This window comes from Nocardioides sp. F233 (genome assembly GCF_057813895.1).
The window spans coordinates 282,090-304,570 of record NZ_JBVASH010000001.1 but is presented as its reverse complement, the minus strand read 5'-3'; the positions used below and the strand labels follow the sequence as shown (position 1 = coordinate 304,570).

Genomic DNA, 22,481 nt, shown 5'->3' with positions numbered 1-22,481 from the left:
CTGCCACCCGTCAGGGCCTCGCAGCCCCCCGCCTAGCGGGTCAGCAGCTCAGTCGACGCTTGGACAGGACCTTGCTGCCAACGGAGACCTTCACCAGCGTGCCCGAACGCTGCTTCCGAAGAGTGACGATCGACCTCGCGCCGGCACCGACCTGAAAGGCGCGCTCCTTCTTCTTGCCCCGCCTCGGCTTCGACGTCACGCGGTAGTCGACCGGGATCGCCGAGCTACGCGCGTCGAGACGGACCTTGACCGTGTTCTTCGCCGTGCATTGCCCTACCTTGGCGGAGGACTGGAGCCATGCGGGCAGAGGCCCACCCATGGGATCATCCGGCACGAGCGATGATGTACCGCACGGAGGTACGAACAGGGTGTTCGCCAAGTAGTGCGGAGCGACGCCGGCGCCGTAGAGCCAGAGTCGATATGTCCCGGGATACAGACGGAACTGGTTGAACTGGCCGTTGTACGAGCCGATTTCCGAAGCGTCGCCTCCAGTCACCGAAGCCGACGCCCCATCGGCAACCTCACCTTGAGCGAGCAGTACATAGGCGTCGCGGATCGCATAGTCGCCGTTCCAGAACTCGACGTTGACCTGCATGCCCTTGCGATACCAGTCAGTGGCGTCATCGGTGTTCGTGTAGGTGAACGTGACCTGGGTGCCGTTGTTCGACGGATTGCAGGCACCTATCGTCGTGGCGACCGTATCCTCGGCCTCCACGCATACCGCAGTGCTGACGCCGAACGTGAGCGTGTAGGACGCCTCCGGATTGGCTGGATTCGCGTAGTCCTTCGCGGTCACCGTCACAGAGGACGCACCCGCCGACGAGTTCCAAGCGCCCGAGCTCAGGTTCCTCCCCTCGTTGATGGCCCCGAGGAACCACGAGACATCGGCGTACTCCCCCGTGCTCGCCGGGACGAAGAACCGGTCCTGCACAGTTCCGCACCCGTCGTGGACCGTCGGCGAAGGCGGGGGCCAGCCCGTGGCGCGGGCCGGCGCCACTCCGACCAAGACCAGTCCCAGACTGACGAGCACCGCAAGGGCGAGGGCACGTCGGCGAGTTGTCAGCCCGGTTCGCAACACGAACCTCTGTCTTGATGCCTGATCCTGATCGGCGTCCGCCAGCACGCGAGGCACGTTAGGCGTGCAGCCAGTCGTCGCGCAGCAGCATTGAGGAGATTTCACTTCCTCTAGCCGATCTGGACAAACAGCCCCCGCGCCTCGACCGTCGCGACCTCACCGCACCACAGCGCACCGACGGTCTCGACCTTCCGGCCACTGCGGCCGACGATCTCCCCGGTGATCCGCAGCGGTACGTCGAGCGGGGTGGCGGCGCGGTAGTCGACGTTGAGCGACGCGGTGACGGCGCGGACGCCGTGGTGCTGGACCAGGCTCGACAGGAGCACGTCGAGCAGCAGCGCGCCGACGCCACCGTGCAGCTTGCCGGGCGGGCCGGCGTAGGCCTTCCCGAGACCGTCGGGGACCACCGCAGTCGCCCGGCCACCATCGAAGACCATGGTGAGCCCCGGCAGGGCCGGGTTGTCGAGGTGCCAGCCGTAGTGGGTGGCACCGACCGCCTCGTCGTACGGCGTCCGCGGGACGTCGTCCAGCTGCCGCTCCCGCAGCAGCTTGGTCAGCTCCCGCACCGATGCGGCCGCCAGCACCATCTCCGGGTCGTCGACGTCGGTGACGGCCATCGCAGAGGCGAGCTCGCGCACCGCCTCCGTCAGGTCGCGGCGGGGGTTCACCGCGACTCCCGCTCCGCCCGCAGCTCGTGCAGCGGCTTGCTCACCGAGGCGTCGGTGCTGACCCGCGCCCGGTCCGGCTCCTCGGCGGCCAGTGGCGCCACCTCGCGCATCGTGGCGAGCGAGCGCTCGGCCAGCTGGCGGTAGACGTCGGGGCCGTTGGACTTCCAGGCGAGCTGGGCCTCGTCGAGCTCGCGGAGGACCTTCGCCGGGCTGCCGACCACCAGCGAGCGCGGCGGGGCGACGAACCCCGCACTGACGACGCTCCCGGCGCCGACGAGGGAGTCCTCGCCGATCCGGGCGCCGTCCATCACGACGGAGTTCATGCCGACCAGGACCCGCGGCTCGAGCACGCAGCCGTGCAGGATCGCGCCGTGGCCGACGTGGCTGCCCTCGCCGAGGACGCAGTCAGCACCGGGGTAGACGTGCACGGTGCACGAGTCCTGGACGTTGGAGCCGGCCTCGACCCTGATCCGGCCGAAGTCACCGCGGAGGCTGGCCGAGGGGCCGATGTAGCAGCCGGGACCGATGATGACGTCGCCGATCACGTCGGCCGACGGGTGAACGTAGGACGTCGGGTCGCAGACCGGGACGACGCCGTCGATCTCGTAGAACGGCATGGTCAGGCCTTCATCCCGCCGTCGACCACGAAGTCCTGGCCGGTGCAGTAGCTCGCCGCGTCGCTGAGCAGGAAGGTCACCATCGCGCTGATCTCGTGCGGGCGCGCGGCGCGCGGGACGGGCAGTGTCGCGACGACGCCGCCGCCCTGGCGCGAGGCCTCGGAGAGCATCGCGGTGTCGGCCGCGCCCGGCAGCACGCAGTTGACCCGGATGCCTCGCTCGCCGCCGAGGTCGATCGCAGCAGCCCGGCTGACGCCGCGAAGGGCGAACTTCGAGGCGCCGTACGCGCTGCTGCCGGGCCAGGCGGCCAAGCCGGCGACCGAGGCGATGTTGACGATGGCACTGCCCGGGCGCATGTGCGGGGCGAACGCCTGCATGCCGTGGACCGCGCCCATCACGTTGACCTGGAAGTGCCCCTCGAACATCTCCGGGGAGGTCTCGAGGAAGTGCGCGTACTCGCACCGGCCGGCGTTGTTGACCAGGCCGTCGACGCGGCCGTACTTCTCGACGACGAACGCCACGAGGTCGGCCCAGGCCTCGGGCGAGGTCACGTCGAGGGCGGCGGACGCGTGCTGCTCCCCCAGCTCCGCGGCAACCTCGGCGACGCCGTCGGCGGCGAGGTCGGTCACCACGACGGTGGCGCCCGCCTGCGCCAGCGTGCGGGCGTGGGCGGCGCCGAGCCCGCGGCTGGCACCGGTGACCACGACGACCTTGTCGGTCAGGTCGACGAGCGGGTGGGGTGCGGTGTCCGGCATGTTCATCTCCTCAGGGTTTCACATAAACCAAGCGCTTGCTAGGTTTCGTTCATGACGACGATCCATCACGTGGGCATCACGGTCAGCGACATGGAACGGTCCCTCGCGTTCTACGAGGACCTGCTCGGCGGCGAGCGGCTCGGGCCGTACGAGCGCAGCGGTCCCCGGATCGACGCCGTGACCGGCTACCCGGGCGTCGTCGTACGTCAGGCCTTCGTCCACGCCCAGGAGGGCTCGACGGTCGTCGAGCTGCTGCAGTACGACGGCGGGTCGGACGTGGTGCTCGACCCGGACAACGGCAACGTCGGTGCCGCGCACGTCGCGATCGCGGTGGCTGACCTGGACCGCACACTCGATCGCCTGCGCGCCGCGGGGACCACGGTGCTGTCGGACCCGATCGTGGCGAGCGCCCCGATGGCCGGGTATCGCGTCGTCTACGTGCTCGACCCGGACCGGGTCCGCGTGGAGCTGGTCGAGCCGCCGACTCACGCCTGATCCGCACCCGACAAGCCGGCGAGCTCGTCCTCGGTGAGGACGAGTGTCGCCGCCTGCACCGAGTCGAGCACCGACTCCGGTCGACTGGCTCCCGGGATCGGCACGATCCACGGCGAGCGCGCGAGCTGCCAGGCCAGCGCGACCCGCTGGGGGCTGACGCCACGCGCTTCGGCCACCTCGGCGAAGGGCGCGAACGACGAGCCGAGGGACTTGGCCTCCCGCATGCCCCCGAACGGCCCCCAGGACAGGAACGTCAGGCCGAGCTCGGCGCACAGGTCGATCTCCGGCTCGCTGCTCCGCGCCAGCGGCGAGTACTCGTTCTGCACCGACACCAGCGCGTCCCCGACGACCTCGGCCGCGAGCCTGATCTGGTCGACGTCGGCATTGGAGATGCCGATCCGGGCGACGATCCCGTCGTCGACGAGGCTGCGCAGCGCCTCCATCGACTCGCGGTACGGGCGGCGCGGATCGGGGCGGTGGTGCTGGTAGAGCGGGATCACGTCGAGGCCGAGCCGCTCCCGCGACGCCAGCGCGGCCGCCCGCAGGTGGTCGCGTCCGCCGTCGATCCACCAGGTCAGCCCGTCGCGGGTGTGCCCGCCCTTGGTGGCGATCACGACGTCGTCGAGCGGTCCGCCCCACGACCGCAGCGCCGCCATCAGCGCACGCTCGTTGACGCCATAGGCACCGCCGGTGTCGTAGCCGGTCGGACCGTAGACGTCGGCGGTGTCGAACAACGTGATCCCCGCGTCGAGCGCGGCGTGCACCGCGCGGGTCCCGCGCTCGACGTCGCTCTCCGGCGTCTGGGTCAGCGTCATCGCGCCGAAGCCGATCGCCGAGACCTCGAGATCACCGAGACGCCGCCTCGGCAGGGCACTCACTTGCCCACCGCCGTCCAGCCACCGTCGACGGGCACGCAGACGCCGGTCGTGAAGGTGGCGTCGAGCAGCAGGTGCACGATCTCGCGCGCCATCTCCTCCGGCGTGCACAGGCGCCCCAGCGGGGTGCGCGCCTCGACCGGGCCGACGTCGTACCCGTTGTCGATCATGTCCTGCACCATCGGCGTCAGCGTGTGGCCGGGGGCGACCGCGTTGACCCGGATCCCGAGGCCGGCCCACTCGATCGCGAGGTTCTCCGTGAGCTGGCGGATCGCAGCCTTGGCGACGCCGTAGTCGGACTGGTTCACCCAGCCGCGGTACGCCGTCGTCGACGCCAGCGTCACGACGGACCCGCCCTGCGTCGCGCCGAGCTCCACCAGTCGGCGGGCGACGGCGGTCACGGTCAGCAGGGTGCCGACGACGTGGACGTCGAGCATCCGTCGTACGCCGGCCGGGTCGAGGTCGAGGGCGGGGACAAAGGCGCCGCGGATGCCGTGGCTGGCGACCAGGTGGCGCACCACGCCCCGGTCCTCCTCGGCCGCGCGCACCGCAGCAGCCACAGCGTCGGCGTCGGTCACGTCGAGCTCGGTGTGCCCGACGTCCTCACGCGCCGGCGCGGCCAGGTCCCAGACCGTCACGGCGTGCCCGCGCTCGCGGAGCCGGTCGACGACCGCCGCTCCGATCCCGCTCGCCCCGCCCGTCACCACCACGTGTCCGGTCACCGGTCCACCTCTCTACCAAGCGTTTGCTTGTTGTGATGCAATCACCACGGCGACCCGGCCGCAAGGGCAGTCCCCTCCAGTGGCACTGCCGCGCGTCCGCAGGTACAGTCGCCACCAAGCAAGCGCTAGGTATGGAGGACTGATGGCGGACAAGACCATGCAGCTGACCGACGTGGCGAGCCACGTGCGGTCGGGCATGACCATCGGAATCGGCGGCTGGGGATCACGGCGCAAGCCGATGGCACTGGTCCGCGAGCTGCTGCGCAGCGACGTGACCGACCTGACCGTCGTCACGTTCGGCGGTCCCGACGTGGGCCTGCTCTGCGCCGCGGGCAAGGTGAAGCGGCTGGTCTACGGCTTCGTCTCGCTCGACAGCATCCCGCTCGACCCGCACTTCCGGGCCGCGCGCGAGGCCGGAACCGTCGAGACGACCGAGTACGACGAGGGCATGTTCGTCGCCGCCCTGCGCGCCGGCGCCAGCCGGCTGAGCTTCCTGCCGACCCGGGCCGGACTCGCCTCCGACGTGCTCACCATGAATCCGGAGCTCAAGACCGTCGCGTCGCCGTACGACGACGAGGTCTACGTCGCCGTCCCCGGCGTCCGGATGGACCTCGCGCTGATCCACCTCAACCGTGCGGACGCAGCCGGCAACGGCCAGTACCTCGGCCCGGACCCGTACTTCGACGACCTGTACGCGATGGCCGCCGACCGCACCATCATGAGCGTCGAGAAGATCGTCCCCACCGAGGAGCTGACCGCGACCGCCGCGCCGCAGTCGCTGCTGGTCAGTCGGATGTTCGTCTCGGGCGTCGTCGAGGCGCCGGGCGGCGCCGGCTTCACCAGCTGTGACCCGGACTACGGCCGCGACGAGACCTCGCAGCGCGCGTACGCCGAGGCCGCCCGCGACCCGGAGACCTGGGCCGCGTTCGAGAAGAACTACCTCGAGGAGAGCACCCGATGAGCGAGACCACCGACGTCACCCGCGCCGAGGTCTGCGTCGTCGCCTGCGCCGACGCCTGGCGCGGGTCCGGCGAGATCCTGGCCCACGCGGTCGGCATCGTGCCGACGATCAGCGCTCGGCTCGCGAAGCTCACCTTCGAGCCCGACCTGGTCCTCACCGACGGCGACTGCTTCCTGATGAGCGAGCCGCCGCCACTGGGCCGCAACGCTTCCGGCGGCGGGACGATCGAGTCCTGGGCGCCGTTCCGCCGGGTCTTCGAGATCCTCGCGACCGGCCGCCGGCACAGCATGATGGGCGCCAGCCAGGTCGACCGCTACGGCAACCAGAACATCTCCTCGATCGGCGACTGGCGCAAGCCGACCCGGCAGCTGATCGGCGTGCGCGGGGCGCCCGGCAACACGGTCAACCACCGCACGGACTACTGGCTCAGCAACCACAGCGCACGCGTCCTCGTCGAGGCCGTCGACGTCGTGTCCGGCGTCGGCAACGACCGGGCCCGCGCCCACGAGGGCAGCGCGCTGCGCTTCCACGACCTCGGCGTCGTGGTCACCGACCTGGCCGTCCTCGACTACGACGACGAGGGCCGGCTCAAGGTGCGCTCGCTCCACCCCGGCGTCACGGCCGAGGAGGTCGCCGAGAACACGGGGTTCGCGATCGACACCAGCACGGCCGGCACCACGCGGCTGCCCACGGCCGAGGAGCTCGAGCTGATCCGCACGGTCCTGGACCCGAAGGGGCTGCGCGACAAGGAGGTACGACGCTGAGCGCGTCGTACTCCCGTCGTCGGCGCGACTCAGGCGAGCAGGCCGCCGTGGAGCATCTCGAGGTACTGATCGGCGACGGTGCGGTGCTGCAGCCGGCCGCGCGGGTTGTACCAGCGCACCGTCGACCAGATGGCGTCGCGGATGAAGCGGTAGGTGATGCCCGGGTCGAGGTCGGCGCGGAAGTCCTCCTCGGCCTGCCCCTGCTTGAGCACGCCGAGCCAGACCTTCTCGACGTCGAGGCTCGCCTTGTGGACGAACGCGAACTCGGGCGTCGTGGCCAGCAGGGCCGACTCGTTCTGGTAGAGCGCGACCGCGAACGGCACCCGGTGGATGGTCTCGAACGAGTTGTAGATCAGCCCGTCGAGCGCTTCGCGCGGGGTCTGGCCCCGCTCGGCGATGTCGCGGATCTCGCTCAGCAGGTTGCCCATGAAGTCCCGGAGGATCTCCGTGAGCATGGCCTCCTTCGAGTCGAAGTGGTGGTAGAGGCTGCCCGACAGGATGCCCGCCTCGTCGGCGATGTCGCGCACCGTCGTCTGCGAGTAGCCGCGCGTCGCGAACATCTCCGCCGCGATCGCCAGGAGCTGGGCGCGCCGGGACGACCCCGCGCCATTGCTGCGGCGTCGACCGCCGCGGGCCGTAGCCTCGTTGTTGCTGCTCGCCATGACTTGATCCTTTCCCACGGTCCCTCTCGCCGGACACACAGGCCGGCAGGGACGGGCAGGACTACAGTACCTAACAAGCACTTGTTCACGAGGAGTCTCGCCTGATGGCAGCACGGACCATTCCCGCCCTCCTGGCCCAGGGGGCCGCGACCCACGGCAGCCACCCCGCCGTCGTCGACGGTGGCACCACCGTCACCTACGAGGGCCTGCGGGACCTCGTCGTCGCCACCGCCCGCTCCTACCGCGCCATCGGCGTGGAGCCCGGCGACCGTGTCGCGATCTGGGCGCCCAACCGGGTCGAGTTCATCGTGGCGCTGCTGGGAGCGCAGTACATCGGCGCGTCCGTCGTCCCGCTCAACACGCGCTACCGCGGCCACGAGGCCCAGGTCGTGCTGCAGCGCTCGCGCGCGGTCGCCCTCGTGCTGTGCGACGGCTTCCTGACCACCGACTACTCCACGATGCTGATGGAGGCCGGCGGCGAGGAGCCGGGTCCCGTCGTACCCGGCCTGCCGCACCTGCGCACCCTCGTCGACGTCAACTCCGCCGGCCGTCCGGGCACGCTCCCGTGGGTCGAGTTCCTCTCCCTCGGCGAGCGCGTGTCGGTCGAGGAGGTCGAGAAGCTCGCCGCCGAGGTCACCCCCGACACCGTCTGCGACATCCTCTACACGTCCGGCACCACCGGCATCCCCAAGGGCGTGATGAGCACCCACGCCCAGACCATCGGCGTGGCCGACGTGTGGGCCGACGGCGCCTCGCTGTCGCCGCAGGACCGCTACGCGATCGTCAACCCGTTCTTCCACGGCTTCGGCTACAAGGCCGGCGTGATCACCTCGCTCACCGCCGGTACGACGATCTACCCGGTCATCACCTTCGACCCGGTCGCACTCATGCAGCTCGTGCAGGACGAGAGGATCACCGTCCTCCCGGGCGCGCCGACGATCTTCATCACGCTGATCAACCACGAGCGTCGTACCGAGTTCGACCTGTCGTCGCTGCGCTTCGCCATCGCCGGCGCGACCTCCGTGCCGGAGACCCTGTTCGAGCAGATGCTCGACATCCTCGGCTTCGACACCGTCGCGCAGGCCTACGGGCTGACCGAGTGCGTCGTCGCCACCGTGTCGCGCCGCAACGAGGACCCGCGGCACATCGCCGAGACCACTGGTCCCGGCGTTCCCGGCATCGAGGTCCGGGTGGTCGGTGGCGACGGCAACGACGTCGAGGTCGGCGCCGACGGCGAGGTCTGGCTGCGCGGTGCCAACGTCATGCTCGGCTACTTCGAGGACCCCGAGGCCACCGCGGCCGCGATCGACGCCGACGGCTGGTTCCACACCGGCGACATCGGCCGCCTCGACGAGCACGGCTGCCTGAAGATCACCGACCGGATCAAGGACATGTTCATCACCGGCGGCTTCAACGTCTACCCCGCCGAGGTCGAGAACGTCCTCGCCGCCCACCCCGCCGTCATGGAGAGCGCCGTCATCGGCGTCCCCGACGACCGGATGGGCGCCGTCGGCGCGGCCCACGTCGTCCTCCGCCCCGGCACCTCTGCAACTCCCGAGGAGCTGGTCGCCTGGGTGCGTGAGCGGCTGGCCAACTTCAAGGTCCCGCGGGACGTGGTGCTCGAGGAGGCGCTGCCGCGCAACGCCAGCGGCAAGGTGCTGAAGACGGACCTGCGACAGGCCTGACCCTCTGGCTCGGGCACTGACCCCAGATCGGCGGGGGCCGGATCAACCTGGTTGATCCGGCCCCCGCCGATCTGCATTTCTGGACCGGTCGCACGCGCAACACCCCTACCTCCCCAACCAAGCAAGTGCTAGGTTGTCTTCATGGCGACCGACGCACGCGTCGCGGACGGCGGGCCAGGCCCGGCGCTCCACTCGACGACCTTCCGACTGAGCTACGCCGACACCGATCCGGCCGGGATCCTGTACTACGGGGCATGGTTCCCGTGGATGGAGCGGATGCAGAGCGAGTGGTTCTGGCTCAACGACCTGCGCCAGGACGAGCTCAAGCAGCGCCACGGGTTCTGGACGGTCACCGCGCACACGGCGTGCGACTACCTCGAGGCGGTCGGGCTGTTCGACGAGATCCGGATCGAGCTGCGGCTCGGTGCGGTCGGGCGGCGCTCGTTCGAGATGTTGCACCGGATGGTGCGCACCGCTGACGACAAGGTCGTCGCGCGGGCACGGATCCGGATCGTCGCCGTCTCCCCGGGCATCGACTCGGTCGAGATCCCCGAGCTGCTCCGCCGCCACCTCGACGCCTGGGCGCAGGGCGCCCGCCTCACCCCCACGAACACCGACCAGCCCACGGAGGCCACTGCATGAGCTACGGAACCACCCTCGTCACCGGCGCGACCGGAGGCCTCGGCGCGGAGATCTGCCGCCGCCTCGCCAAGGACGGAGCTGAGCTGCTGCTCCTGCACCGGCGTACGGCGCCCGACGCCCTCGTCGGCGAGCTCGGCACCAGCGTCCGGGGCACGCGGCAGTGCGAGCTCAGCGACGCCGCCTCCGTCGCCCAGGCGATCGGCGAGCTCGAGGCCGAGCACGGCCAGGTCCGCACGGTCGTCCACGCGGCCGGCCCCCACGTGCCGATGGTCCACCTCTCGAAGGTCACCCCCGAGCAGTTCTCGACCCAGGTCGACCAGGACCTCGTCGCGTTCTTCAACCTGGCCCACGCGGTGCTGCCGTCGCTGCGCGCGACCCAGGGATCGCTGACGGCGGTCACCACCGCCGCCACGGTGCGGTACCCGATCCGCGACGGCCTCTCCTCGTCCCCCAAGGCGGGCGTCGAGGCACTCGCCCGCGGGCTCGCCGCCGAGGAGGGCCGGTTCGGCGTACGCGTCAACTGCGTCGGCCCCGGCATGCTCACCGATGGCATGGCCGAGCGCTTGATCGCCAGCGGCGACCTCGACGACCATGCCCTCGAGATCGCGCGGACCAACATCCCCCTGCGCCGGTTCGGTACGGCGGTCGACATCGCCGAGGCCGTCGCGTTCCTGGCCAGCGAACGGGCGGGGTTCATCACCGGCCAGAAGCTCGACATCGACGGCGGCTACGGGGTCTGAGGAGACAGCGATGACCAACGACACGATCAACCTCGGCTTCACCCCCGGCGACGCCGTCATCGTCACCGGGGCAGGAAGCGGCATCGGCCGCGCGGTCGCCCTCGGCGCGCTCGACGCCGGCCTGCGCGTCAGCGGCTGGGACCTGCGTCCCGACGGCCTCGAGGAGCTCGCCGACAAGGGCGTCCACACGGCAGTCTGCGACGTCGCGGACGCCGCGGCCCGGACCACCGCGCTGGCAGCGACGACCGAGGCGCTCGGCGGCGTACCCCGTTACCTCGTCAACAACGCCGGCCCGTCCTCGCAGGTCCCCCTCGACTTCGAGGAGGCCGTGCGGATCAGCGTCGGCAGCGTCCGCGGCCTGACCCAGGACTGGCTCGACGCGGGTACGCCGGCCGGTGCCGCCATGGTCGTGACCGCGTCGGTCGCGGGCAACAAGGTCGGCACCGAGAGCGACTGGTACTCGGCATCGAAGGCCGCCGTCATGGGCTACGTGCGCCACCTCGCGGCCCACAAGGCCGACCGGATCCGTGCCAACGGCATCGGCCCCGGCATGACCGACACCCCGCGACTGGCCGGCTTCGCCCAGTCCGACATGGGCCACCACATCCTCGGCCGGGTACCGCTGAAGCGGATGGGCCGGCCCGAGGAGATGGCCTGGCCGATCCTCTTCCTGCTCTCGCCGCTGGCGTCGTACGTCAACGGCGTCTTCCTGCCCGTCGACGGCGGCTGGACGATCACGCAGTAGGCGCGGTCAGCCACCCCGAGCGCTCGGGCGGGCGCAGCTCGCGCAGGGTCCGCGCCCGCTCCTCGAAGAGCTGCGCCGCGCGCTCGGGGTCGGTGAAGCACCAGAAGTCACCGCGGGCCACCGCTGAGAGCAGCAGGTCCGCCGCCTGCGCCGGGTCCATGCCCTGCTCCTGGATCGAGGCCGCCATCCGGGCGAAGGTGGCCCGCGCGAGCTCGTTCACCGGCTCCGTCCCACGACGCACGTCGTCGAAGATCCGGGTCCGTACCCAGTTGGGCAGCAGCGCGGAGACCTGCACCGGAGCCCCGGCGGCGCGCAGCTCGAGGTCGAGGCACTGGACGAGGCCGAGCACTGCCTGCTTGCTGGCGATGTACGCCGACTGGTACGGCAGCGTGGTCACCGAGCCCACCGAGGCGACGACCGCCAGCGCGCCGGGGCGCTCCTGGTCGGTCATCCGCTGCACCGAGGAGCGGGCGCAGTGGAAGGCGCCGTCGGTGTTGACGGCGAACACCCGGCGCCACTGCTCCGGCGTCATGTCGCTGACCCGGTCCCCTGCCTCGATGCCGGCGTTGGCGACGACGAGGTCGACGTTCCCGTGCTGCTCCCACACGGAGGCGAAGAGCGCGTCCACGGCGTGTCCGTCGGCGACGTCGAGCAGGTGCGCCTCGGCGCTGCCGCCGGCCGCGACGCAGGCGGTCGCCACCGCGGTGGCGCGCTCACGGTCGACGTCGGTGACGAGGACGTGGGCACCACTCGCCGCGAGCTCGGCAGCCATCGCCTCCCCGAGTCCCGATCCCGCGCCGGTCACCAGCGCGACGCCTCCCCCGAACCGGTCCGCCACTGCTGCGCTCATCAGTCCTCCTGGTCGTGGTCCCCCAGGCGCTCGGCGAGCATCCCGCGCACGGTGGCGCGCGAGAGCTTTCCCGTGGTGGTGTGCGGCAGGTCGTCCATCCAGACCACGGCGTCGGGCACCTCGTACCCGGCCAGTACAGCCCGCGCCTGCGCCAGCACCGCCGCGTCGTTCCGCCCATCGGCATCCACGCCGTCGGCGGGTACGGCGACCGCGACCAGCCGGTGCCCGCGCCGCAGGTCGGGCAGGCCCACGACCGCCACCTGGACGACGTACGGCGACCGAGCAAGCGCCTGCTCGACGCGCACGGGGTCGACGTTGAACCCCGACACGACGAGCTGGTCGTCGACCCGTCCGGTGATGCAGAGGGTGCCGTCGGGGTGGAGGTGTCCCTCGTCGCCGGTGACCAGCCAGCCGTCGGCGTCCGTGGGCACCGCGACCTGGTAGCCGCGGGTCAGCACCCGACCACGCGCGCCGGGCGGGACCGGAGCATCCAGGGCATCGACCACGACCACCTCGACGCTGGGCACGACGGTCATCGGGGCGTGGCCCGCGTCGGTGAGCCGGCCGATGTCGGGACAGATCGCGACCGTGCCGCAGGTCTGGGTGAGTCCGTAGCCCGACGACACCCGCGGGATCCCCGCCCGGGCCGCCATCGGCAGCAACGCATCCGGCCGCACCTCGGTCGCGCCGGTCATGAACAGCCGCACCTGCGGCCCCAGCTCCTCCCCGTCGCTCACGGCGGCCGCGAGGTCGTGCAGCAGTGCGGGAGGACCGGCGACGATCGTCGCCCCGGAGCCCCGCACCAGCCCGGGGAGGGCGTTCCGGTCGCGGTCGGGCACCAGTCGCAGCGATGCGCCGGTCAGCAGCGCCAGCACCAGCAGGCCGTTGAAGCCGAACGAGTGCGCGAGTGGCACCACGCCCAGCAGCCGGTCGTGCCGCTCGATGTCGAGCATGCCCGCCACGTCGCCGTACAGCCGCACGAGGACGTCGTGGTCCATCGGGACCGTGCTCCGGTGCCCCGTGGTTCCCGACGTCGCCAGCACCACGGCGGGTCCCGGCGATTCAACTACCGAATTTGTCGCCAGAGCGGTCGATTCACGACGATTTCGGTAGTTGAACCGATCACAGACCAGCGCGAGGTCGAGCTCCCCAGCGACCGGGACCTCGGCGACGACGACCCGGGCACCGACGCGTGCGGCGTACTCCCGGCGCGACGCGACCGGTTCCTCCGCGCCGAGGGGCGCGAGGGTCGCGCCGAGCAGGTGGACGCCGCCCGCGACCAGCACCCACTCGACCGTGTTCCGGGCCTGCAGCGCGACGACGTCACCTGGCTCGACGCCGGCCTCGCCGAGCGTCGCCCCGACGGCGCGACAACCCGCGAGCAGCTCACCCCAGGTCAGCCAGCCGCGGCCGTCGTCGACGGCCGGGTCGTCGGGATGTGTGCGGGCGCGGTCGAACCAGAGTTCGGCGAGGGTCGCAGGCACGTGTCCCACCCTGCCGGTGACTCGTTGGTAGGTCACGCGGGATATCACCCCTTGGCCAACCAAGCGCTCGTCCGGGACACCTGTATGCCTATTAGGTATAGTTCGATCCGCTACCAGAACGCTAGGATGAGACCGTGCCGACCAAGGGATCCGACGTGCCGTCGGACGACGCCACGCCCGCGCTCCCCCCGACCGGGTGGGCGGTCCTCGGCCTGCTCTCGTTCGGCGAGGAGCTGTCCGGCTACGACCTCAAGCGCTGGGCCGACTGGAGCCTGAAGTTCTTCTACTGGTCGCCGTCGTTCTCCCAGATCTACGGCGAGCTGCGCCGTCTGGAGAAGCTCGGCCTGGCGAGCTCGCGGATCGAGAACCGCGACGACGTCCGCGGCAAGCGGATGTACCAGATCACCGCCGCCGGCCAGGCCGCGCTGCGCGACTGGGCCGCCGACGACCATGTCGACCCGGTCGTCCTCAAGCACGGCGTGATGCTGCGCCTGTGGCTCGGCCACCTGTCCGACCCCGACCGGCTGCGCACCGTCCTCGCCGAGCACCGCGACCAGTCCGAGCGGATGCGGGTGCGCGCCGAGGCCGATCGCGAGGGCGCGACCGCCGAGCCCGGCTGGGCGTTCCCGGAGCTGGTGCTGCGCTGGTCCGAGCGCTACTACGCCGACGAGCGCGACCGCGCCGAGCTGATGCTCGCCGAGCTCGACGAGGCGTCGCGCACCTGGAGCACGTCGTCCGCGGCCGAGGCCCGGCGTACGTCGGCAGAGCTGCGGCAGCACCGCGGCTAGGAGGGAGTCGGCGATGACGGAGACGGCGACGCGGCTGGGGGTCCTCGAGCGCGCGACGATGATCCTCGACGCGTTCGACGACGCGCCGGGGCCGCTCGGGCTCGACGACATCGCCGAGATCACCGAGCTCCCGCGCACCACCGTCTTCCGCCTGCTGACCACGCTGCGCGACCTCGGCTGGGTCCACCACGACCGCCGCGGCTACACGCCCGGCCGCCGGCTGTCCCCGACCAGCAGTGAGGGCGAGCACCTCGACCTGCGCGCCGCCGCGTCGGTCGCGCTCAACGAGCTCCAGCTCGCCACCGACGCCGTCGTCCACCTCTCGGTCCTCGACGGCCCGATCGTGCACTACCTCGACAAGGTCGGTGGTGCGCGCGCCACGACCATCCCGTCGCGGGTCGGCGGCCGGATCATCGCCACCGACTCGGTCAGCGGCCTGGCCATGCTGGCCGCCCTCGCGCCCGAGCGCGTCGACTCCCTCGTCGGTCACCTCGACCGCACCCCGGGTGGGCTCGAGTCGGTCCACCACGAGCTGGCCGCCGTACGACGCCGCAAGGGCATCGCGATCCTCGACGGCCTGCCCGGCACCGGCATCAGCTCGATGGCGACCGTGATCCCGGGCCCGCGCGGCCCGCGGCCGCTGGCCGCAATCTCGGTGGTCCGGCGCGGTCACCTGCCGCTTCCCGTGGTCGGACCGATGCTGATCGCCGCCGCCCGGACGACCAGCCGCACGCTGTACCCGGACTGGGTGCCCACCAAGCGCAGCGCCGTCCTCCGCCTGGCCTGAGAATTGCGCCGACCCGGCACAAAGTAGCGCCGGGTCGGCGCCGACCCGGCGCTACTTTCTGCCGGGTCGGCGGCTGTAGGGCTCAGCCCGCGGTCTTGCCGAAGTACGCGTCCTGCAGGAGCGTCATGTCGCTGACCTCGCTGGCGGGCGAGGAGAGCATCGTGCGGCCCATGTCGAGGACGGTGACGTGGTCGGCGATCGCGAACGACGCCTCGACCGCCTGCTCGACCAGGAGGATGCCGATACCGGTCTCCTTGAGCTGGTGGACCCGCTCCATCACCTCGTTGACGATGACCGGGGCGAGGCCGCCGGACGGCTCGTCGAGCATGAGCAGCCGCGGCTGCGCCATCAGCGCCTGGCCGATGGCGAGCATCTGCTGCTGGCCGCCGGACATGCTGGCGGCGGGCAGCGCCCGCTTCTCGGCGAGGATCGGGAACAGCTCGTAGATCCGCTCGACCTCGGAACGCAGCTCGGCCCGCTTCATCTTGCGGGTGTAGCCGCCGAGGAGCAGGTTCTGCTCGATCGTCTGCGAGTGGAAGACGCGCTTGCCCTCCTGCACGTAGGCGATCCCCTGCCGCACCCGCTGGTGCGCAGGCACCTTGGCGAGCGACTCGCCGCGGTAGGTGACCTCGCCGGCGACGATCTTGTTGAGGCCGCTGATCGCGCGGATCGTCGTGGTCTTGCCGGCGCCGTTGCGGCCGAGCAGGACGGTGATCTCACCGGCCCGCACGTCGAACGACACGTCCCACACGACCCGCAGGTCGCCGTACCCGGTGCCGAGGCCGCGGACCTCGAGCAGCAGCTCGTTCTCGTTGCTCATCGGCCCGCTCCGTCCTGCGCTGCGTCGTTGAGTACGTCGGCCAGCACCACGTGCGGGGCCGACGGCGCGTCGGGGTCGATGCCGAGGTACTCGCTCATCACCCGCTCGTTGTTCTGGATCTCCTCCGGCGTGCCCTTGGCCATCAGCTCACCGTGCGCGAGAGCAACGATCTCGTCGGCCAGGGAGAGCACGAGCTGGAAGTTGTGCTCGACCAGGACGACGGTGCCGCCTGCGTCGCGCACCCGGCGGATCACCTCGGCGAGCCGCTCGACCTCGTCCTCGTCCAGTCCGGACGCGGTCTCGTCGAGCAGCAGCACGCCCGGGTTGCTGATCAGGCAGCGCGCCACCTCCAGCAACCGGCGCTGGCCCAGGGGCAGCGCGGTCGCCTCGGCGTTCTCGAGGTGCCGGATACCGACCAGGTCGAGCACGCGGTCGGCCTCGAGGAGGTCGCTCTTGCGGACCTTGCGGTAGCGCGGCAGCCGGAGCACGGCCTCGAGGACGGTGGCCCGGTGACCGGCGTACCGACCCGCCATCACGGCCTCGCGGACGGTGATGCCCTCGGGGATGTTGGGCGTCTGGAAGGTACGCGCGACACCCGTGCGGGCGACCCGGTCCGGGCCCATCCGCTGCAGCTGCCGGTCGTCGAGGGCGATCACGCCCGCGTCGGTGCGGTAGAAGCCGCAGATCATGTTGAGCAGCGTGGTCTTGCCCGAGCCGTTGGGCCCGATCAGCGCGGTCACGCGACCGGGGACGGCGGTGAGATCGACGCCCTTGAGCGCCTGGTTGCCACCGAACGCCTTGGCGACGCCCTCGACCCTGAGCACCTTGCCGGGGACGGCGGGCACCTCGTCGCTCGCGGCGGCGGCCCGGTCGGCCGGAGCCGCGGTCGGGTCCTCGGCGAGCACCTTGCGCCACAGCGCCCTGGCCAGGCCGGAGAGGCCGCCGGTGAGCAGCACGCCACCGATGATGAGGAAGGCGCCCGTCACGACCAGCGAGTACTTCTGGAAGTCGGTCGACTGGTTGAGGCCGAACTGCAGGACGAACGCGCCGAACACGGCGCCGTACACGCTGGCCGAGCCGCCGAGCACCGAGGCCGCCAGGATCGTGGTGGCGACGGTGAAGCCGAAGGCCTCGGGCGAGATGTAGAGGTCCAGGCTGGCGAACAGCGCACCGGCCAGTCCGGCCGGGACGGCGCCGAGGGCGTAGGCCATCAGCTTCATCCGGAACACGTTGATGCCCATGGAGGCGGCCAGGACGGGGCTCTGCTTGAGCACTCGCAGCGCGGTGCCGTGCCGGGAGACGGCGATGTTGCGCATCACCGCGAACCAGGCGACGGTCACGACCGCGATGACCATGAAGTAGTCCTCGGGCGTGAGCATCCGCCCGAACAGCGTCGGGGAGAGGATGCCGCTGAGGCCGTTGCGGCCGCCGGTGTCCTCCTTGAAGATCGCGATCACGTCGGGCAGGAGCAGCACGAGGAAGAACGAGGTCATCGCCAGCGACCAGCTGCCCAGGCGAAGGCCGGGGATGCCCGTCAGCACGCCGACCAGGAGCGCCGCAGTGCCGGCCGCGACCAGCTGCAGCAGGATGTCGGTGTGCCCGTGCACGGAGAGCAGGCCGGCCGTGTAGGCGCCGGCGGCGTACATCGCCACCTGGCCGAGCGCGAGCTCACCGGCGAAACCCAGGCTCAGGTTGAGGCCGCTGACCAGCAGCGACAGGATCATCGCCAGCTGGAGCTGGCGGACGATGGAGTACTCCAGGTTGAAGTACGGCACCAGGATCAACAGGATGCCCAGTGCCAGCGGGACGATCCAGAGCGGACCGCCGGCGACACGACGAGCGAGCGTCTGAGCAGCCATGGTCAGACCACCCTTTCCTTCGTGCGGACGAAGAGCCCGGCGGGACGCACCATGAGGATGGTGATGAGGATCAGGAAGACCGTGAGGTTGGCGTACTCACCGCCGAGGTAGCGCGACGCGTAGGCCTCGGCGAGCCCGACCAGGGTGCCGCCGACGAGCGTGCCCGGCATCGAGCCGAAGCCGCCGATGGCCAGCACCACGAAGCCCTTGAGCGCGAGCGCCGCGCCGAGCGTCGAGACGGCGAAGGTCTTGGACCCGACGAACATGCCGGCGAAGCCGGCGAGCGCGCCTGCGGCAACGAAGGCCATGAACGCCATCCGGCGCACGTTGACGCCGCGGAGCAGGGCGGCCTCCCGGTCCTCGGCCATGCCGAGCAGGGCCAGACCGGTGAGCGAGCGGCGGCTGTAGATGCCGAGCGCGACGACGAGCAGCACGGCCAGCACGATCAGGAACAGCTCGACCGGGTAGGCGCGGCCGCCGAGCAGGGTGATGGCCTTGTCCCCACCGAAGAAGGGAACGGTCAGGGGCTGGGTGCCCCAGGTCAGCTGAGCGATGCCGTCGAGCAGGATCGAGGCACCGAGCGTGGTGACCAGGATGTTGTGCATGTCGCCGACGGGGCGGATCGCGATCCGCTCCTCGATCGCGGCGACCACCGCGACCGCGACGGCCGCCATCGCAACCACGACGACGACGGGCAGGTCCCAGGTCACGAGACCGGTGTAGGCCACGAACGCGCCGACCATGGTCAGCTGCGCGTGGGCGAAGTTGAAGGTCTTCGAAGAGATGAAGACGATGTTGTAGCCGATGGCGACGATCGCGTAGATCGCCCCCAGGGACAGGCCACCCCAGATCAGAGTCACGGTGATTCCCTCAGGTCGTACGGCGAACGCCGGCGGGGCGGGTCGCCCCACCCCGCCGGCGTCAGCGCATCAGTGGAACTGGCCGTCCTTGATGGGGCCGGGGGCGATGAACGCGAACTCCTCCGGACCCGGCTGGGCCGAGTGCTTGTCAGCGGTGAACCGGTAGGTACCGATGACCGCGGTGTGGGCTGCCTCCTGGACCTTGGGGTCCAGCAGGGCCTCGGCAAGCTTCTTCGGGTCGGTCGAGCCGGCCTCGTCGGCAGCGGCCTGCACCAGGGCGAGGGCGTCGTTGTTGTAGGCCAGGATCAGAGTCGACTTGATCTCGTCGATCTTCTTCATCCGGGCGACCAGGTCGACGACGGCGGAGTCGGCCGCGTCGTACGCCGTGCTGGTGTAGACCTGCATGACCAGGTTCTTGGTGGCCGGGGTGCCGAGGACGCCCGACGGCGGCTCGGTCGAGATCAGGCTGGTCGCGGCGACCGAGGTGTTGCCCACGATCGGGACGTCCCAGCCGAGCTTCTCGATGCCCTTGAGGACGTAGCCGAGCGGCGCGCCGTACGCGTCGAGCACGAGCGCGTCGGGGTTCTTGGCGCGGATCGCCTCGAGCTGCGCGGTCATGTCGAGCGCGGCGACGTCGTACTCCTCGTTGGCGACGACGTCGAGGCCAGCACCATCGAGGGTGGTCTCGGCGGCGGCGCCGTAGACCTCACCGTAGGAGCTGGAGCCGTGCAGGATGCCGACCTTGTTGTAGCCCTTCTCCTCGAAGTACGGCGGGAACGCGTCGAGCTGGTCCTGGGCGCCGGCCGAGATGTCGAAGTTCAACGGGTTGGTCTTCGGGTCCGCGGAGGTCGCCGTCGGGCCGATGTTGAACGACAGGATGCTGTTCTGCTTCAGGATCGGCAGGGTCGCGTCGGCGACCGTCGACGGGCCCGAGTTGAGGACCAGGTCGGGCTTGCCCTTGGCGATCGCCTCGCGCAGCTTGGTGACGGCGACGGTCGGGTCGGCCTGGTCGTCGAGGACCTCGAGCTTGACCTTCTTGCCGTCGATGCCTCCGTTGGCGTTGACGAGCTCGACGCCCGCCTTCGCGGACAGCACCGACGTGTTCGCGTTGTCGGCGAGGGGGCCCTCGGCCGAGATGCCACCGAGCACCAGGACGCGGTACTCGCCGTCCTTGCTGCCACTGGCGGAGTCCTCGCCGGCGCAGCCCGCTGCGACGAGGGCGAGGGCGGCCAGACCGCCGACCACCTTGAACAGACGTGTCTTCATCCCAGATTTCCTTCTGATGACCGTGGGCAGACCGGGCAGGCCCGCCAGTTCGACACGAGGACCCGAGCCTCTCGTTATGACCTTCCGGGGTATTACGAATCGTCATAGTACGTGACGAACCAAGCAAACGCTAGGGCAAGATGTGACTGTGCTCATGCCACCCCTGCCCCCGGCCGACCGGCTCGCCCTCGACGACCTCGTCCACCGCTACGCCCTGCTCGTGGACCAGCGCTCGTTCACCGCGGTGGGCGAGCTGTTCACGCTCGACGCAGAGCTGGTGCTGCCCGACCCTCCTGCATCCCTCCTCCCGACCGTCGAGGTGCACGGTCGCGAAGCGGTCGTCGCCGCCCTCGGCCGGCTCACCGGCTTCGCGGCGACCTTCCACGCCGTGGTCGGCCGGATCGCGGACGCCGACCCGGACCGACCCGACCGAGCGACCGGTCGGGTCGCCTGCGAGGCGCACCACGTGAGCGTCGGCGAGGACGGCCAGGCCCGCGACCTGACCTGGTACCTGCACTACGACGACGCGTACGCGCAGGTCGACGGCCGCTGGCTGATCGCGCGGCGGGCGCTGACGATCGAGGTGATCGCGACCGGACCGGTGCGGAAGGTACGTACGCTCGAGGGGTGAGTCGACGGGTGAACGACACCGTCGCGGGCCGCGCTCGACGCGTTCAGCAAGAAGGTCGCGGGGCGGGGCCGCTACTGCTTCGAGCACACCACGGTGCTCGCGGTCGTCCTCGACCGCCCGGGGTACGACGTCCAGCGGCACCTCGGCCGCGTCGGGGACCCGACGACGGGAGAGTGCAGGCGACGACAGCGGAGGCCGTGCGAGAGCTGGCCGCCGCGCCGTGGGGCGCGGCGGGGGTGGGCTGTAACACGCCGTCCACCTGACTGCCTGACGCTGGTCAGCAGAACCGGCTCTGATTCACCGGCGTGTCGCGCTGAGAACCGGCGACCAGTCGGGTGGACGGCGTGTTACTTGCCCGGGGTGGCGAGGGAATCTAGCGAGCGGCGAGGATCCCCGCGGCGATCTCGGAGCCGACCCGCACGGCGCCGTCGACGTGCTGGAAGCCATGACCGGCGACGTCGCTGCTGCCGAACTCGATCGGGCCGAGCGGCTGGCGCAGCACGTGGCCCCAGCGGGTCAGGCCGCCGAGGTCGAAGCTGGTGCCGTACGCGCCGCCGGTGAGCTCCTGGTGCTGCCAGTCGCTCTCGACGTACGCGATCGGGTGGCGGGCCTGCTCGCCGTAGTAGGCCGCGAGGGAGTCGAGGACCCGCTCGCGACGCTCCTCCTCGCTCAGGGGACCCACGGCGTCGGCGTTGACGTCGGAGACGAAGCCGACGACGACGCCACGGGTCTCCCCCTCGGGGGTGTTGTCGTAGGCCTCGTGCACCAGCTCGTAGGGGCCGAACGCGGTGCCGTCGAGGCCCGCCTCGCGCCAGAACGGCGTCTCGTACATCGCCTGCACCTTGATCACGAGCCCGAAGGACTGGTGCTCGCGGGCGATCCGGTGCTCGGCGGGGAGCTCGGGGGTGAACCGGACCCGGCGCACGACGGTCGGGGGTACGGCGACCACGAGCCGGCGTGCGGCGTGCTGCTCGTCGCCGACGCGGACGACGACGCCGTCCTCGTTCCACTCGACGTGGGTGACGTCCTGGCCGAGGCGGACCCGGTCGCCGAGCCGCTGGGCCAGCTCGAGCGGGACCGACTGCAGGCCGCCGACGACGCGGCGGTCGAGGATGATGTCGGCGTCGAGCAGGTTGCTGAACGAGCCGGCGCTCGCGGCCATCTGCACCGCCTGCAGCGCGGAGAACGCGTGGGCGGACTTGGTCAGCATCGCCGGGCCGAGGTAGAGCGCGATGTTGTCGCGGGCCTCGGCGTCGTCGCACTGCTCCTCGAGCCAGGTGCGCAGCGAGATGCTGTCGAGGTGACGGGCGTCCTCGAGCTCCCACGGCCGGGCCGGGTCCATCGCGGCGGCGAGCTCGTCCAGCTTCTTGGTGAGCTCGACGATCGCAGCGTTGGTGGACGCCGAGACCGGCAGGTCCTCGGTGAAGCGGCGCGCGACCCGGTCCCGGCCGACGTACAGCGAGTCGCCGTCGCGGTGGCGGGAGTACATGGCCAGGCCGAGCTCGTCCACCAGCGCGATGAGCGCGTCCTGGTCGGGCGAGACCCACTGGCCGCCCATCTCGAACATGGCGGGGTCGCCGGCCTGGTCGGTGAGATCGGTGCGCAGGCGGCCGCCGACCCGGTCGCGGGCCTCGAGCACCAGCACGTCCTGGCCGGCCTCGGCCAGGCGCCAGGCGGCGGTCAGGCCGGTCACGCCGGCGCCGATCACGATCACGTCGCGGAAGGTCATG

Annotated in this window: 24 protein-coding genes and 1 pseudogene; 11 read left to right on the top strand and 14 right to left on the bottom strand. The window is 71.1% G+C overall.

All coding sequences use genetic code 11. The features are described from left to right. Positions 1-40: 40 nt before the first annotated feature. The 4 genes from ACZYRU_RS01495 to ACZYRU_RS01480 form a co-directional block, all read right to left on the bottom strand. On the bottom strand, positions 41-1,123 hold the full coding sequence (locus ACZYRU_RS01495) for a hypothetical protein (protein ID WP_488955301.1): 1,083 nt from the start codon (positions 1,121-1,123) through the stop codon (positions 41-43). 62 nt (positions 1,124-1,185) lie between these two features. Continuing rightward, positions 1,186-1,743: a PaaI family thioesterase gene (locus tag ACZYRU_RS01490; RefSeq protein ID WP_488955300.1), complete on the bottom strand. Its 558-nt coding sequence runs from the start codon at positions 1,741-1,743 to the stop codon at positions 1,186-1,188. Beyond that, positions 1,740-2,360 (bottom strand): gamma carbonic anhydrase family protein, encoded by a 621-nt coding sequence (locus tag ACZYRU_RS01485; RefSeq protein ID WP_488955299.1) that lies wholly within the window; start codon positions 2,358-2,360, stop codon positions 1,740-1,742. Before ACZYRU_RS01485 ends, ACZYRU_RS01490 begins: the two co-directional genes overlap by 4 nt. Positions 2,361-2,362: 2 nt before the next feature. Beyond that, on the bottom strand, positions 2,363-3,115 hold the full coding sequence (locus ACZYRU_RS01480; protein WP_488955298.1) for an SDR family NAD(P)-dependent oxidoreductase: 753 nt from the start codon (positions 3,113-3,115) through the stop codon (positions 2,363-2,365). Between the two features lie 51 nt (positions 3,116-3,166). Here ACZYRU_RS01480 and ACZYRU_RS01475 point away from each other — a divergent pair, with 51 nt between their 5' ends. Beyond that, entirely contained in the window at positions 3,167-3,610 is a 444-nt protein-coding gene (locus tag ACZYRU_RS01475; RefSeq protein WP_488955297.1) for a VOC family protein, read from the top strand. Here ACZYRU_RS01475 and ACZYRU_RS01470 read toward each other — a convergent pair. Beyond that, positions 3,601-4,488: an aldo/keto reductase gene (locus tag ACZYRU_RS01470; protein WP_488955296.1), complete on the bottom strand. Its 888-nt coding sequence runs from the start codon at positions 4,486-4,488 to the stop codon at positions 3,601-3,603. The two genes, ACZYRU_RS01475 and ACZYRU_RS01470, sit on opposite strands and share 10 nt — an antisense overlap. Further along, positions 4,485-5,207: an SDR family NAD(P)-dependent oxidoreductase gene (locus tag ACZYRU_RS01465; RefSeq protein WP_488955295.1), complete on the bottom strand. Its 723-nt coding sequence runs from the start codon at positions 5,205-5,207 to the stop codon at positions 4,485-4,487. Before ACZYRU_RS01465 ends, ACZYRU_RS01470 begins: the two co-directional genes overlap by 4 nt. 142 nt (positions 5,208-5,349) lie before the next feature. Between ACZYRU_RS01465 and ACZYRU_RS01460 the strand changes: the two genes are divergently transcribed. Next, positions 5,350-6,168 carry a CoA transferase subunit A gene (locus tag ACZYRU_RS01460; RefSeq protein WP_488955294.1) on the top strand — a complete coding sequence of 273 codons (819 nt, stop codon included), beginning with the start codon at positions 5,350-5,352 and terminating at the stop codon, positions 6,166-6,168. Next, the gene (locus tag ACZYRU_RS01455) at positions 6,165-6,932 is read left to right on the top strand and encodes a CoA-transferase subunit beta (protein ID WP_488955293.1); all 768 of its coding nucleotides are present in this window, start codon (positions 6,165-6,167) and stop codon (positions 6,930-6,932) included. The genes ACZYRU_RS01460 and ACZYRU_RS01455 overlap by 4 nt, the downstream gene beginning before the upstream one ends. A gap of 29 nt (positions 6,933-6,961) precedes the next feature. Here the strand turns inward: ACZYRU_RS01455 and ACZYRU_RS01450 are convergent, their stop codons facing one another. After that, entirely contained in the window at positions 6,962-7,594 is a 633-nt protein-coding gene (locus ACZYRU_RS01450) for a TetR/AcrR family transcriptional regulator (protein WP_179728283.1), read from the bottom strand. Between the two features lie 104 nt (positions 7,595-7,698). Here ACZYRU_RS01450 and ACZYRU_RS01445 point away from each other — a divergent pair, with 104 nt between their 5' ends. From ACZYRU_RS01445 to ACZYRU_RS01430, 4 genes are all read left to right on the top strand, one after another. Next, a complete protein-coding gene (locus ACZYRU_RS01445) occupies positions 7,699-9,279 on the top strand; it encodes an AMP-binding protein (RefSeq protein ID WP_488955292.1) in 1,581 nt (526 codons plus the stop codon). A 141-nt stretch (positions 9,280-9,420) separates the two neighbouring features. Then, positions 9,421-9,921, top strand: coding sequence for an acyl-CoA thioesterase (locus ACZYRU_RS01440; protein WP_488955291.1), 501 nt, complete (start codon positions 9,421-9,423; stop codon positions 9,919-9,921). Continuing rightward, the gene (locus ACZYRU_RS01435; protein ID WP_488955290.1) at positions 9,918-10,661 is read left to right on the top strand and encodes an SDR family NAD(P)-dependent oxidoreductase; all 744 of its coding nucleotides are present in this window, start codon (positions 9,918-9,920) and stop codon (positions 10,659-10,661) included. Before ACZYRU_RS01440 ends, ACZYRU_RS01435 begins: the two co-directional genes overlap by 4 nt. Positions 10,662-10,671: 10 nt before the next feature. Continuing rightward, positions 10,672-11,406: an SDR family NAD(P)-dependent oxidoreductase gene (locus ACZYRU_RS01430; protein ID WP_488955289.1), complete on the top strand. Its 735-nt coding sequence runs from the start codon at positions 10,672-10,674 to the stop codon at positions 11,404-11,406. On the opposite strand, the gene ACZYRU_RS01425 is transcribed toward ACZYRU_RS01430, so the two are convergent. Both ACZYRU_RS01425 and ACZYRU_RS01420 read right to left on the bottom strand, forming a co-directional pair. Then, positions 11,396-12,256, bottom strand: coding sequence for an SDR family NAD(P)-dependent oxidoreductase (locus ACZYRU_RS01425; RefSeq protein WP_488955288.1), 861 nt, complete (start codon positions 12,254-12,256; stop codon positions 11,396-11,398). The two genes, ACZYRU_RS01430 and ACZYRU_RS01425, sit on opposite strands and share 11 nt — an antisense overlap. Further along, a complete protein-coding gene (locus tag ACZYRU_RS01420; protein ID WP_488955287.1) occupies positions 12,256-13,740 on the bottom strand; it encodes a class I adenylate-forming enzyme family protein in 1,485 nt (494 codons plus the stop codon). The genes ACZYRU_RS01425 and ACZYRU_RS01420 overlap by 1 nt, the downstream gene beginning before the upstream one ends. Positions 13,741-13,874: 134 nt before the next feature. Here ACZYRU_RS01420 and ACZYRU_RS01415 point away from each other — a divergent pair, with 134 nt between their 5' ends. Together ACZYRU_RS01415 and ACZYRU_RS01410 are read left to right on the top strand one after the other, a co-directional pair. Then, positions 13,875-14,528, top strand: coding sequence for a helix-turn-helix transcriptional regulator (locus ACZYRU_RS01415; protein WP_488955286.1), 654 nt, complete (start codon positions 13,875-13,877; stop codon positions 14,526-14,528). 13 nt (positions 14,529-14,541) lie between these two features. Continuing rightward, on the top strand, positions 14,542-15,315 hold the full coding sequence (locus tag ACZYRU_RS01410) for an IclR family transcriptional regulator (RefSeq protein ID WP_488955285.1): 774 nt from the start codon (positions 14,542-14,544) through the stop codon (positions 15,313-15,315). Between the two features lie 82 nt (positions 15,316-15,397). Here the strand turns inward: ACZYRU_RS01410 and ACZYRU_RS01405 are convergent, their stop codons facing one another. From ACZYRU_RS01405 to ACZYRU_RS01390, 4 genes are all read right to left on the bottom strand, one after another. After that, positions 15,398-16,135: an ABC transporter ATP-binding protein gene (locus ACZYRU_RS01405; protein ID WP_488955284.1), complete on the bottom strand. Its 738-nt coding sequence runs from the start codon at positions 16,133-16,135 to the stop codon at positions 15,398-15,400. Further along, the gene (locus tag ACZYRU_RS01400) at positions 16,132-17,994 is read right to left on the bottom strand and encodes a branched-chain amino acid ABC transporter ATP-binding protein/permease (RefSeq protein WP_488955283.1); all 1,863 of its coding nucleotides are present in this window, start codon (positions 17,992-17,994) and stop codon (positions 16,132-16,134) included. The genes ACZYRU_RS01405 and ACZYRU_RS01400 overlap by 4 nt, the downstream gene beginning before the upstream one ends. Positions 17,995-17,996: 2 nt before the next feature. After that, positions 17,997-18,854 (bottom strand): branched-chain amino acid ABC transporter permease, encoded by an 858-nt coding sequence (locus tag ACZYRU_RS01395; protein WP_488955282.1) that lies wholly within the window; start codon positions 18,852-18,854, stop codon positions 17,997-17,999. Between the two features lie 69 nt (positions 18,855-18,923). Then, positions 18,924-20,120 (bottom strand): ABC transporter substrate-binding protein, encoded by a 1,197-nt coding sequence (locus ACZYRU_RS01390; RefSeq protein ID WP_488955281.1) that lies wholly within the window; start codon positions 20,118-20,120, stop codon positions 18,924-18,926. A gap of 154 nt (positions 20,121-20,274) precedes the next feature. On the opposite strand from ACZYRU_RS01390, the gene ACZYRU_RS01385 reads away from it, so the two are divergent. Both ACZYRU_RS01385 and ACZYRU_RS01380 read left to right on the top strand, forming a co-directional pair. Next, on the top strand, positions 20,275-20,751 hold the full coding sequence (locus ACZYRU_RS01385) for a nuclear transport factor 2 family protein (protein WP_488955280.1): 477 nt from the start codon (positions 20,275-20,277) through the stop codon (positions 20,749-20,751). 69 nt (positions 20,752-20,820) lie between these two features. Then, positions 20,821-20,913: pseudogene (locus ACZYRU_RS01380) on the top strand (hypothetical protein); the annotation flags it as partial. A 211-nt stretch (positions 20,914-21,124) separates the two neighbouring features. Here ACZYRU_RS01380 and ACZYRU_RS01375 read toward each other — a convergent pair. Further along, the gene (locus ACZYRU_RS01375; RefSeq protein ID WP_488955279.1) at positions 21,125-22,480 is read right to left on the bottom strand and encodes a flavin monoamine oxidase family protein; all 1,356 of its coding nucleotides are present in this window, start codon (positions 22,478-22,480) and stop codon (positions 21,125-21,127) included. Position 22,481 lies beyond the last annotated feature (1 nt).

What these genes read in the sequence shown, in the direction of transcription:
- ACZYRU_RS01445 (WP_488955292.1), top strand. Translation starts at nt 7,699, where the DNA reads ATGGCAGCACGGACCATTCCCGCCCTCCTGGCCCAGGGGGCCGCGACC.
- ACZYRU_RS01450 (WP_179728283.1), bottom strand. Translation starts at nt 7,594, where the DNA reads ATGGCGAGCAGCAACAACGAGGCTACGGCCCGCGGCGGTCGACGCCGC.
- ACZYRU_RS01460 (WP_488955294.1), top strand. Translation starts at nt 5,350, where the DNA reads ATGGCGGACAAGACCATGCAGCTGACCGACGTGGCGAGCCACGTGCGG.
- ACZYRU_RS01405 (WP_488955284.1), bottom strand. Translation starts at nt 16,135, where the DNA reads ATGAGCAACGAGAACGAGCTGCTGCTCGAGGTCCGCGGCCTCGGCACC.
- ACZYRU_RS01430 (WP_488955289.1), top strand. Translation starts at nt 10,672, where the DNA reads ATGACCAACGACACGATCAACCTCGGCTTCACCCCCGGCGACGCCGTC.
- ACZYRU_RS01475 (WP_488955297.1), top strand. Translation starts at nt 3,167, where the DNA reads ATGACGACGATCCATCACGTGGGCATCACGGTCAGCGACATGGAACGG.
- ACZYRU_RS01425 (WP_488955288.1), bottom strand. Translation starts at nt 12,256, where the DNA reads ATGAGCGCAGCAGTGGCGGACCGGTTCGGGGGAGGCGTCGCGCTGGTG.
- ACZYRU_RS01400 (WP_488955283.1), bottom strand. Translation starts at nt 17,994, where the DNA reads ATGGCTGCTCAGACGCTCGCTCGTCGTGTCGCCGGCGGTCCGCTCTGG.
- ACZYRU_RS01375 (WP_488955279.1), bottom strand. Translation starts at nt 22,480, where the DNA reads ATGACCTTCCGCGACGTGATCGTGATCGGCGCCGGCGTGACCGGCCTG.
- ACZYRU_RS01385 (WP_488955280.1), top strand. Translation starts at nt 20,275, where the DNA reads ATGCCACCCCTGCCCCCGGCCGACCGGCTCGCCCTCGACGACCTCGTC.
- ACZYRU_RS01480 (WP_488955298.1), bottom strand. Translation starts at nt 3,115, where the DNA reads ATGCCGGACACCGCACCCCACCCGCTCGTCGACCTGACCGACAAGGTC.
- ACZYRU_RS01485 (WP_488955299.1), bottom strand. Translation starts at nt 2,360, where the DNA reads ATGCCGTTCTACGAGATCGACGGCGTCGTCCCGGTCTGCGACCCGACG.
- ACZYRU_RS01390 (WP_488955281.1), bottom strand. Translation starts at nt 20,120, where the DNA reads ATGAAGACACGTCTGTTCAAGGTGGTCGGCGGTCTGGCCGCCCTCGCC.
- ACZYRU_RS01435 (WP_488955290.1), top strand. Translation starts at nt 9,918, where the DNA reads ATGAGCTACGGAACCACCCTCGTCACCGGCGCGACCGGAGGCCTCGGC.
- ACZYRU_RS01455 (WP_488955293.1), top strand. Translation starts at nt 6,165, where the DNA reads ATGAGCGAGACCACCGACGTCACCCGCGCCGAGGTCTGCGTCGTCGCC.
- ACZYRU_RS01410 (WP_488955285.1), top strand. Translation starts at nt 14,542, where the DNA reads ATGACGGAGACGGCGACGCGGCTGGGGGTCCTCGAGCGCGCGACGATG.
- ACZYRU_RS01440 (WP_488955291.1), top strand. Translation starts at nt 9,421, where the DNA reads ATGGCGACCGACGCACGCGTCGCGGACGGCGGGCCAGGCCCGGCGCTC.